Here is a 9,769-nt window from a genome sequence, read left to right on the forward strand (position 1 = left end):
GAAGTACATGGCCAGCTCGTACGACTCGGTCATCTGCCCGCCGCCGCCGCCCTCCAGCACGATGCGGCCCAGGTCGTCGTCCATCCGGTTGTCCGCGCCGCCCGGGCCGGGGCGCCGGCGGGGCCGGCCGGCAGGACCACCGCCGCGCTCTCCGCGCCCAGGCCGATCCGGGCGTACGTGGCGGGGCGGCGGCGCAGCACCAGCGCCCAGAGGACGCCGAGCAGCGCGGCGACCGGGTAACCCACGGGGGCGGCCCAGCGCAGCGGCGAGTCGGGCGCCACCCCGAGCAGGTCGGCGAAGTTCACCACCGCGAGCGCGACGACCACGAACAGGGCGACGGCCGCCAGTCCCGGGGCGAGGGCGGCGCGCCACGGCGACTCCCCGGCGCGGGCCCGGGCGAAGAAGGCGACCACCGCGACCGAGGTGGTCGCGATCAGCAGCAGCACCCCGAAGCCGCCCGCCGTGCCCACCTGGTAGAAGAGCCGCACCACCGGATCCCCGCCGCCCAGCGCGTAGAGCACGATCACCGCGAGCCCGAGCGCGCTCTGCGCGAGCGACGCCGCCCGGGGCGCGCCGGTGCGCGGCGAGGTCTGCCCGAACACCGCCGGCAGCACCCGCTCGCGGCCGAGCGCGAAGGTGTACCGGGCGGCGGTGTTGTGGAAGGAGACCATCGCGGCGAGCACCGAGGTGAGGAAGAGCGCCTGGCCGACGGTGACGGCGGTGCTCCCGAGGTGGGACGCGGCCAGGTCGAAGATAAACCCGACGCCCCGCTCCCCCGCCTCGGCGGCGATGCGGTCCGGCCCGACGGCGACGGTCATGCTCCACGACGACAGCGCGTAGATCGCGGCGATGATCGCGATCGAGAGGTAGGTGGCCAGCGGCACCGTACGCCGCGGGTCCCTGCTCTCCTCGCTGAACACCACCGCCGACTCGAAGCCGACGAAGCCGAGGACGGCCAGCACCAGCACCGCGCCGACGCCGGGCACGAGCAGGTTCTCCGGGGACAGGGCGGCGACGTCGACCTGCCCGCCGGCGGGGTGGGCGAGCTGCCCGACGTCGAAGACGACGATCACCACCAGCTCGGCGACCAGCAGCGCCGCCAGCACCAGGCCGTTGAGGTCGATCCGGAGCAGGCCCAGCACGGCGACCGTCGCCCAGGCGACCAGCGCCACCAGCCACCACGCCGGGGCCACCCCGAACAGCCGGCCCAGCACCGGCCCGGCGGCCGCGCCGACGGCGCCGTAGAGCCCCACCTGGAGCGCGTTGTAGGCGATCAGGGCCACCCAGGCGGCGCCGACGCCGGCCGGCCGGCCCAGCCCCCGCGCGACGTACGCGTACAACAGGCCGGCGTTGGTCATGCGCCGCGCCATCGCGACGTACCCGACGGAGAAGAGGGCGAACACCGCGGCCACCGCCAGGAACGCCAGCGGGATGCCGAGCACGCCGACGATCCCGTACCCCGTGGTGACGACGCCGGCCACCACGGTCAGCGGCGCGGCGGCGGAGAGGACGAAGAAGAGCACCGAGGGCACGCCGAGCCGGCCGCGGGCCAGCGACTCGGAGACGTTGCTCGGTCGGTCGAGCGTGGGCGTCGACATGCGCGACTCCGGTTCGGGGAGGAGGGTCGGGTGCGGGTCAGCCGGTGCCGCGCAGCACCGCCGCGCCGACCGCGGCCTCGGTGTGCGCGACGAGTTCCCGCAGCGGCGCGGGCAGGGCGGGGACGAGCACGCCCAGCCGGCGGTGTGCCCGGGGGCCGGCGCTCCACATCACCTCGCGGGTCAGCCCGGCGGCGGCGACCAGGCCGAGCAGGACCGCGTCGGGCACGCCCGGCGGCTCCGGCCGCTCCAGCAGGGCCCGCAGCCGGGTGGCCGGCCAGGCGGCCGCGTTGAGGTCGACCGGCACGTAGCTGACGGTGGTACGCAGCAGGCGCCGGCTCTCCTGCCGGCGCAGCACGCCCGCCCGGGCCAGCCGCTCCCCCACCGAGGTGACGGCGGTCTGCGCGAGGAAGCTCAGCCAGGTGCGGACCGCCTGGTGCTGCGACTCGCCGACCATCTGGTCGAGCACGGTGTGCGCCAGCGCGTCCGCGGGTGGTCGCCGGTCGACGACCGCGACCGCCCCCGCCGAGACGGTGACGTGTCCACGGAGGACCAGCTCACCGAGCAGCCCACCGGCGAGGCCGAGGCCGGTCGCCGCCGGGTGCAGCTTCGCCCTGCCCCGGCTGTCGTTGTGGGCGATCAGGAAGAACTCGTCGGCGATGAGCAAGCGGCCCTCCCGCGCGGGTCTGTCCACAGTGATCGCAACCGGGCAAGGATGCACCGGCCACCACTGCAACGCAACTCCCACAAACGAAAGTTGCACTCCGTGCTCGCGCCACCTGCGGATCTTGGCGTGACAGACTCGGAGGGTGACCGCGAGCCCCACCGTCCGCCGACGCCGCATCGCCCGGGAACTGCGCCAGTTGCGCGAGCGCGCCGGCATGACCCTGGACGTCGCCGCCCGGCAACTGGACATGTCCAAGAGCAACCTGTCCCGCATCGAGAACGCCCAGATCGGCATCAAGCCGCGCGACGTCCGGGCCGCCCTCGCCCTGTACGAGGTGACCGGGGCGGACGCCGAGGCACTCATCGAGATAGCGCGCGGGGCGCAACAGCGCGGCTGGTGGCAGCACTACAGCGACGTGCTCCCGGAGTGGTTCGAGTTCTACGTCGGACTGGAGGCGGAGGCGGCGACACTGCGGACGTACGAGGCCGAGGCGGTGCCCGGGCTGCTGCAGACCGAGGCGTACGCGCGGGAGGTCTTCCGGCGCACCGCCGGCGAGGACGGCATCGAACGCAAGGTCGCCGCGCGGCTGCACCGGCAGAACGTGCTGCACCGCGGCAATCCGGTCGAGTTGTCGGTGGTGCTCAACGAGGCGGTCCTCTGCCGGCCGGTCGGCGGCAACGCCGTGATGGCCGATCAGATGGCCCACCTCGCGAAGCTTGCTCAACTACCGAACGTGACACTGCTGGTACTTCCGTTCTCGGCCGGCGGGCACCCGGCGATGAACGCCCCGTACGTCGTCCTGACGTTCGCCGACGCCGCCGACGCGGCCGTGGTTTACCTGGAAAACCTCACGATGGGGCTGGCTCTGGAGGAGGCCGGCCACGTGCGCGGGTATAGCCTTGTGCACGAGGAGCTGTGCCGGTTGGCGCTCGGTCCGGCGGCGTCTTTGGCGCGCCTTACGGAAGCTTCTCGTCACTTTGCGTGACCGCTGACGCGGCGCGCCGCACAAGACGGGGGTACCACGATGAGCGCGCTCGACCTGACCCGGGCCCGGTGGCACACCAGCACCCGCAGCGTGGGCAACGGCAACTGCGTGGAGGTCGCCGGCGTCGACGGGCGGATCGCCGTCCGGGACAGCAAGGACCGGCAGGGGCCGGTGCTGGCGTTCCCGGCGCCGGCCTGGCGGGCCTTCGTCGCCGGCGTCGACGGGGTACGCCCCGGCTGAGCCCCGGCGGGCGGTGCGAGACTGGGCCGTGCTCTCGGACGTGCCCCTCGACCTGCCCGTGCGGCCGGTGCTGCCCCGGCTGGTCGCCGCGCTGCGCGCCGCCGGCGCCGGGGTGCTGGTGGCCCCGCCGGGCACCGGCAAGACCACCCTCGCCCCGCTGGCCGTGGCCGACGAGGTCGGCGGGCGGGTGCTGGTGGCCCAGCCGCGCCGGGTGGCCGCCCGCGCGGCGGCGCGCCGGATGGCCGCGCTGCTCGGCGAGCCGGTCGGCGAGCGGGTCGGCTACGCCGTACGCGGCGAGCGCCGGGCCGGTCCGCGGACCCGGGTGGAGGTCGTCACCACCGGCCTGCTGGTACGCCGGCTGCACCGCGACCCCGAGCTGGCCGGCACGGGCGCGGTGCTGCTCGACGAGTGCCACGAGCGGCACCTCGACGCCGACCTGGCGCTCGCCTTCGCCGTCGAGGCCCGGGCGGCGCTCCGCCCCGACCTGTGGCTGCTGGCGATGTCGGCCACCCCCGAGGCGGACCGGTTCGCCGCGCTGCTCGGCGGCGCGGACGCTCCCGCGCCGGTCGTCCGGGCGTCCTCGGCCCTGCACCCGGTGACCCGGATCTGGGCGCCGCCGCCGCGGCCGGTGCCCGCGCCCGGCGCCGGGCCCGTCGACCGGGGCCTGCTCGACCACGTCGCGGCGACGGTGCGCCGGGCGCTGCGCGAGCGTGACGGCGACGTACTCGTCTTCCTGCCCGGGGCCGGCGAGATCGCGGCCGTCGCGGGCCGCCTGGCCGACCTGCGGGACGCGATCGCGCTCCTCGCCCTGCACGGCCGCCAGCGCGCCGCCGAGCAGGACGCCGCGCTGCGCCCCGGCGAGCGGCGGCGCGTGGTGCTGGCGACGTCGGTGGCGGAGAGCAGCCTGACCGTGCCGGGCGTCCGGGTGGTGGTGGACGCCGGGCTGTCCCGGGTGGCCCGGACGGACCTGTCCCGTGGCCTGGGCGCGCTGGTCACCGTCGCCGTCTCCCGGGCGGCGGCGACCCAACGGGCCGGCCGGGCCGGCCGCGAGGCGCCCGGGCACGTCTACCGCTGCTGGTCGGCGGCCACCCACGAGCGGCTGGCCGCGCAGCCGGAGCCGGAGATCGCCACCGCCGACCTGACCGGCTTCGCCCTGGAGCTGGCCGCCTGGGGATCGCCGGACGGCGCCGGGCTGGCCCTGCCGGATCCGCCCCCGGCGGCGGGCATGACGGTGGCCCGGGACGCCCTCACCACGCTGGGCGCGGTCGACCCGGACGGCCGGATCACCGACCGGGGGCGGGCGATCGCCGCCGTCGGCGCGCATCCCCGGCTGGCCCGGGCGCTGCTCGACGGGGCGCCCCGGGTGGGCGCGGACCGGGCGGCCGAGGTCGTGGCGCTGCTCGCCGAGGACACGGTCGCCGGGCCGGGCGACGACCTGACCGCCGCCTGGCGCCGGCTGCGCGCGGGCGCGGACCCGGGCGCCACCGCGCGCTGGCGAGCGGAGGTACGCCGGCTGCGCGCCGCCCTGCCCGAGGCTCCCGCCACGGTGGCGAGGCGGCCCGGCAGCGACCACCTGACCGACGACCTGGCCGCCGGGCTGCTTGTGGGGCTGGCCCACCCCGAGCGGCTGGCCCGGGCGCGGCGGCCGGGCGGCTCGGCGTACCTCATGAGCGGCGGGACCGCGGCGGAGCTGGCGCCCGGGTCGGGGCTGGCGGGCGCCGAGTGGCTCGCGGTGGCGGTCGCGGACCGCGCCCCCGGCGCGCCGGCCGCCCGGGTGCGGCTGGCGACCCCGCTCGACGAGGCGACCGCCCGGGAGGCGGGCGGGCCGCTGCTGCGCGCCGGACGGGAGGTCGGCTGGTCCGGCGAGGACGTGGTGGCCCGCGAGGTGGTCCGGCTGGGCGCGATCGAGCTGGCCGAGCGGCCGGTCCGGCCCGGCGCCGGGGAGGTGGCGGCGGCCCTGCTGACCGGCCTGCGCCGTACCGGCCTGGGGCTGCTCACCTGGACCCCGGCGGCCCGGGCCCTGCGCGAGCGGCTGGCGTTCTGCCGGCACGCGCTGGCCGGCGACTGGCCCGACGTGGGCGACGAGGCGCTGCTCGCCGACGCGCCCGCCTGGCTGGGCCCGGAGCTGGCCGCCGCCCGCCGCCGCGCCGACCTGGCCCGGGCCGACGTCGCGGGCGCCCTGCGCCGGCTGCTGCCGTGGGCGCTGGCGGCCCGACTCGACGAGGTCGCCCCGGAGCGGATCACCGTGCCGAGCGGGTCGCGGATCCGGGTCGACTACGCCGACCCGGCGGCGCCGGTGCTCGCGGTGAAGCTCCAGGAGACGTTCGGCTGGCGGGACGCGCCCCGCGTCGCCGACGGCCGGGTGCCGGTGCTGCTGCACCTGCTCTCCCCGGCCGGCCGCCCGGTGGCGGTCACCGCCGACCTGGCGTCCTTCTGGCGCACCGGCTACCCGCAGGTGCGGGCGGAGCTGCGCGGGCGCTATCCGCGCCATCCGTGGCCGGCGGACCCGACCACCGCCGCGCCCACCCGGCACGCCACGCCGCGCCGCCGCTGAGCCGGGCGGGGACGCCGCCGTCGACGACGCCCGTGGCCCGCGTGCGCCGGCCGGCCCAACGCGGACGCCCGGTCACTCCTCCACGACGTCGGCGACGACCACCGTGACGTTGTCGGGCCCGCCGGCCCGCAGCGCCAGGTCGATCAGCCTGCGGGCGCACTCCGCGCGGTCGGGGTGCTCGGCGAGCACCTCGGCGAGCGTGTCCGGGCGGACCACGTTGGACAGGCCGTCGCTGCACAGCAGCCAGCGGTCGCCGGGCCAGGGCACCATCGTCGCGTACGCCGGGGAGACCTCGTCGCCCTGCAACGCCTGGGTGACGACGGCCCGGCGGGGGTGGCTGCTGGCCTGGTCGGGCGTGATCACCCCCTGGTCGACGAGCAGCTGCACGAACGTGTCGTCCCGGGTGATCTGCTTGAGCACGCCTTCGCGGTAGAGGTAGGCACGGGAGTCGCCGACGTGGGCGAGGGCCAGGCAGCTGCCCGTCCGGGCGAAGAGCAGGGCGGTGAGGGTGGTGCCCATGCCCTGCCGCTCCGGATCCTCGGCGACCGCCTGGCGGATCCGCGTGGTGGCCACCTCGATGCCGCTCTGCAGCGCGGCCACCAGCGCGTCCTCCGGGGTCTCCACGTCCAGCGGAGCGACCGCGTCGATGGCGATCGCGCTGGCCAGGTCGCCGGCCGCCATCCCGCCCATGCCGTCGGCGACGGCGACGAGCCAGGTGCCGGCGTGCAGGGCGTCCTGGTTCCCACTGCGGATCAGCCCACGGTCGCTCGTTCCCACGGAACGCAGCTTCAGGGTCATGGGTGGCAGCCTGCCAGGCCGAGGGCGCAGTTGTCTCTAGGAGATCAGGACCTCGGCGCGTCGCGCGGCGAATCTCACTGCGCCCCGCCGCCGTCGGCGCGACGCCGGGCTCCGATGGCCCACCCGGCGGACGCCGCCACCCATCCAGCCGTTTCGATTGACAGGGGCCGGCGGCGCTGGGAACATCGGGGCGACACCTGGGAGCGCTCCCAGGGTTCCGTCACCGTGCCACCGCCACACCACCGTCCCCCGCAGCCGTCCGGAAGGAACCACCCGTGACGTCATCCCGACGCCGCCTCGCGCTGCTGGCCGCCGCGACCACCCTCGCCCTGGCCGGCGCCACCGCCACCGCCGGCGCGGCGCTCGCCGAGCCGCCCCCCGACGCCCCCGAACAGATCGACAACGGCGACTTCAGCGCCGGCGTGTCCCCCTGGTTCTCCTACGGCACCGGCCCGCTCGCCGTCACCGACGGCCGGCTCTGCGCCACCGTGCCGGGCGGCCTCGCCAACCCGTGGGACGCCGGCATCGGCCAGGACGGCGTGCCGCTGGTCGCCGGCGCCGAGTACACGCTCGGCTTCGACGTCTCCGCCACCCCCGGCACCGCCGTCAAGGCCGTCCTGCAGCTGGGCACCGCCCCCTACACCACGTACGCCAGCGTCGACGCCACCGCCGGCGGCACCGCCCAGCGCTTCGAGAAGACGTTCACGGTGCCCGAGGCGAACCCGGCCGCCCAGCTGATCTTCCAGGTCGGCGGCAGCGCGGCCGAGCAGACCGTCTGCCTCGACGACGTCTCGCTGCGCGGCGGCAACCCGCCCGCGCCGTACGTGCCCGACACCGGGCCCCGGGTGCGGGTCAACCAGGTCGGCTACCTGCCCGGCGGGCCGAAGAACGCCACCGTGGTGACCTCGGCGACCGAGGCCCTGCCCTGGCAGCTCCGCTCCGCCGCCGGCGCGGTCCTGGCCAGCGGCACCACCACCCCGCGCGGCGTCGACGCCGCCTCCGGGCAGAACGTGCAGACGCTCGACTTCTCGGCGTACCGGACGCCGGGGGCGGGGCTCACCCTGACCGTCGACGGCGAGACCAGCCACCCCTTCGACATCTCCGGCACCCTCTACGACCGGCTGCGCGCCGACTCGCTCCAGTTCTTCTACGCCCAGCGCAGCGGCATCGCCATCGACGGCGACCTGATCGGCGCCGAGTACGCCCGCCCGGCCGGGCACCTCGACGTGGCACCCAACAAGGGCGACACAAACGTGCCCTGCCAGCCGGGCGTCTGCGACTACTCCCTGGACGTGCGCGGCGGCTGGTACGACGCCGGCGACCACGGCAAGTACGTCGTCAACGGCGGCATCGCCACCTACCAGCTGCTGAACACCTTCGAGCGGACCCGCACGGCCCCCACCGCCGGGCACGGCGCCGCTCTCGGCGACAACACGCTGCGGGTGCCCGAGCGCGGCAACGGCGTGCCGGACGTCCTCGACGAGGCCCGCTGGGAGCTGGAGTTCCTGCTGCGCATGCAGGTGCCGGCCGGCAAGCCGCTCGCCGGGATGGCCCACCACAAGATCCACGACCGGAACTGGACCGGGCTGCCGCTCGCCCCGCACGACGACCCCGAGCAGCGCGAGCTGCACCCGCCGTCCACCGCCGCCACGCTCAACCTGGCCGCCGTCGCCGCCCAGTGCGCGCGGCTCTTCGCCCCCTACGACGCGGCCTTCGCGAAGCGCTGCGGCACGGCGGCGAAGACGGCCTATGCCGCCGCGAAGGCCAACCCGACGCGGTACGCCAGCCCCGCCGACAGCACCGGCGGCGGCGCGTACGACGACACGAACGTCACCGACGAGTTCTACTGGGCTGCCGCCGAGCTCTACCTGACCACCGGCGAGCAGCCGTACCTGGCGGACCTGACCGCCTCGCCGCACCACACCGGCAACGTGTTCGACCCGCGCGGCTTCGGCTGGCAGGGCGTCGCCGCCCTGGGCCGGCTCGACCTGGCCACCGTGCCGAACGGGCTGCCGGCCGCCGACCTGGCCCGCGTCCGCGCCTCGGTCACCGCCGCCGCCGACGCCCACCTCGCCGAGGCGGCCCGGCAGGCGTACGGGCTGCCGATGCCCGGCGACCCGGACAGCTACTTCTGGGGCGGCAACAGCAACGTCATCAACAACGCGGTCGTGCTCGCCACCGCCTTCGACCTGACCCGGGAGGCGAAGTACCGGGACGGGGCGGTGCGGGCGATGGACTACATCCTCGGCCGCAACGCGCTGAACATCTCGTACGTGACCGGGTGGGGCGAACACGCCGCCGAGAACCAGCACAGCCGGATCTTCGGCCACCAGCTCGACCCGGACCTGCCGAAGCCGCCCGCCGGCTCGCTGGCCGGCGGCCCGAACGCCGCCCTCCAGGACCCGTTCGCCGCCAAGCTGCTCGCCGGCTGCAAGCCGATGTTCTGCTACGTCGACGACATCAACTCGTACGCGACCAACGAGGTGGCGATCAACTGGAACTCGGCGCTGGCCTGGCTCGCCTCGTTCCTGGCCGACCAGGGCGACTCGGCGGCGGTGCCCGCGCCCACCTGCTCCGCCACGTACACCAACTACGGCGCCTGGCAGGGCGGCACCGGATTCACCGCACAGGTGACCATCCGCAACACCGGCACCAGCACCGTCGACGGCTGGACGGCCCGCTTCGCCTTCACCGGCGACCAGAAGGTACGCGAGGCGTGGCTGGCGAAGGTGACCCAGACGGGGGCCACGGTCACCGCGAAGAACGAGTCGTACAACGCCCGGATCGCCCCCGGCGGCACGGTGACCTTCGGCTTCAACGCGGTGACCGGCGGCGGCGCCAACCCGGCACCGGGCCTGGTCACCGTCAACGGCGCGGCCTGAGCTGCTTCTCGGTGAGGCTGGCCGCCAGCTTCTGCACCAGCAGGTTGG

The 9,769-nt window shown here is 76.2% G+C and carries 7 protein-coding genes; 4 read left to right on the top strand and 3 right to left on the bottom strand.

The genetic code is table 11. The annotated features are described in order from the left end of the window. Positions 1–29: 29 nt before the first annotated feature. Together ACWENR_RS26900 and ACWENR_RS26905 are read right to left on the bottom strand one after the other, a co-directional pair. Positions 30–1,598 carry an APC family permease gene (locus tag ACWENR_RS26900; RefSeq protein ID WP_452279744.1) on the bottom strand — a complete coding sequence of 523 codons (1,569 nt, stop codon included), beginning with the start codon at positions 1,596–1,598 and terminating at the stop codon, positions 30–32. 37 nt (positions 1,599–1,635) lie between these two features. Beyond that, positions 1,636–2,262 (bottom strand): GOLPH3/VPS74 family protein, encoded by a 627-nt coding sequence (locus ACWENR_RS26905; protein WP_452279745.1) that lies wholly within the window; start codon positions 2,260–2,262, stop codon positions 1,636–1,638. A 142-nt stretch (positions 2,263–2,404) separates the two neighbouring features. Here ACWENR_RS26905 and ACWENR_RS26910 point away from each other — a divergent pair, with 142 nt between their 5' ends. Genes ACWENR_RS26910 through hrpB form a run of 3 tightly spaced genes read left to right on the top strand, consistent with a single transcriptional unit; the run spans position 2,405 to position 6,041 of the window. Beyond that, positions 2,405–3,247, top strand: a complete 843-nt coding sequence (locus tag ACWENR_RS26910) for a helix-turn-helix domain-containing protein (RefSeq protein ID WP_452279746.1) — start codon at positions 2,405–2,407, stop codon at positions 3,245–3,247. Between the two features lie 39 nt (positions 3,248–3,286). Continuing rightward, entirely contained in the window at positions 3,287–3,487 is a 201-nt protein-coding gene (locus ACWENR_RS26915; RefSeq protein ID WP_452279747.1) for a DUF397 domain-containing protein, read from the top strand. A 28-nt stretch (positions 3,488–3,515) separates the two neighbouring features. After that, on the top strand, positions 3,516–6,041 hold the full coding sequence (gene hrpB, locus ACWENR_RS26920) for an ATP-dependent helicase HrpB (RefSeq protein ID WP_452279748.1): 2,526 nt from the start codon (positions 3,516–3,518) through the stop codon (positions 6,039–6,041). A 72-nt stretch (positions 6,042–6,113) separates the two neighbouring features. Here the strand turns inward: hrpB and ACWENR_RS26925 are convergent, their stop codons facing one another. Then, complete coding sequence (locus tag ACWENR_RS26925) at positions 6,114–6,839, bottom strand: PP2C family protein-serine/threonine phosphatase (RefSeq protein WP_452279749.1); 726 nt, start codon at positions 6,837–6,839, stop codon at positions 6,114–6,116. Positions 6,840–7,114: 275 nt separating this feature from the next. Here ACWENR_RS26925 and ACWENR_RS26930 point away from each other — a divergent pair, with 275 nt between their 5' ends. After that, complete coding sequence (locus tag ACWENR_RS26930; protein ID WP_452279750.1) at positions 7,115–9,721, top strand: glycoside hydrolase family 9 protein; 2,607 nt, start codon at positions 7,115–7,117, stop codon at positions 9,719–9,721. Positions 9,722–9,769 lie beyond the last annotated feature (48 nt).

The organism is Micromonospora sp. NPDC004336, assembly GCF_053602615.1.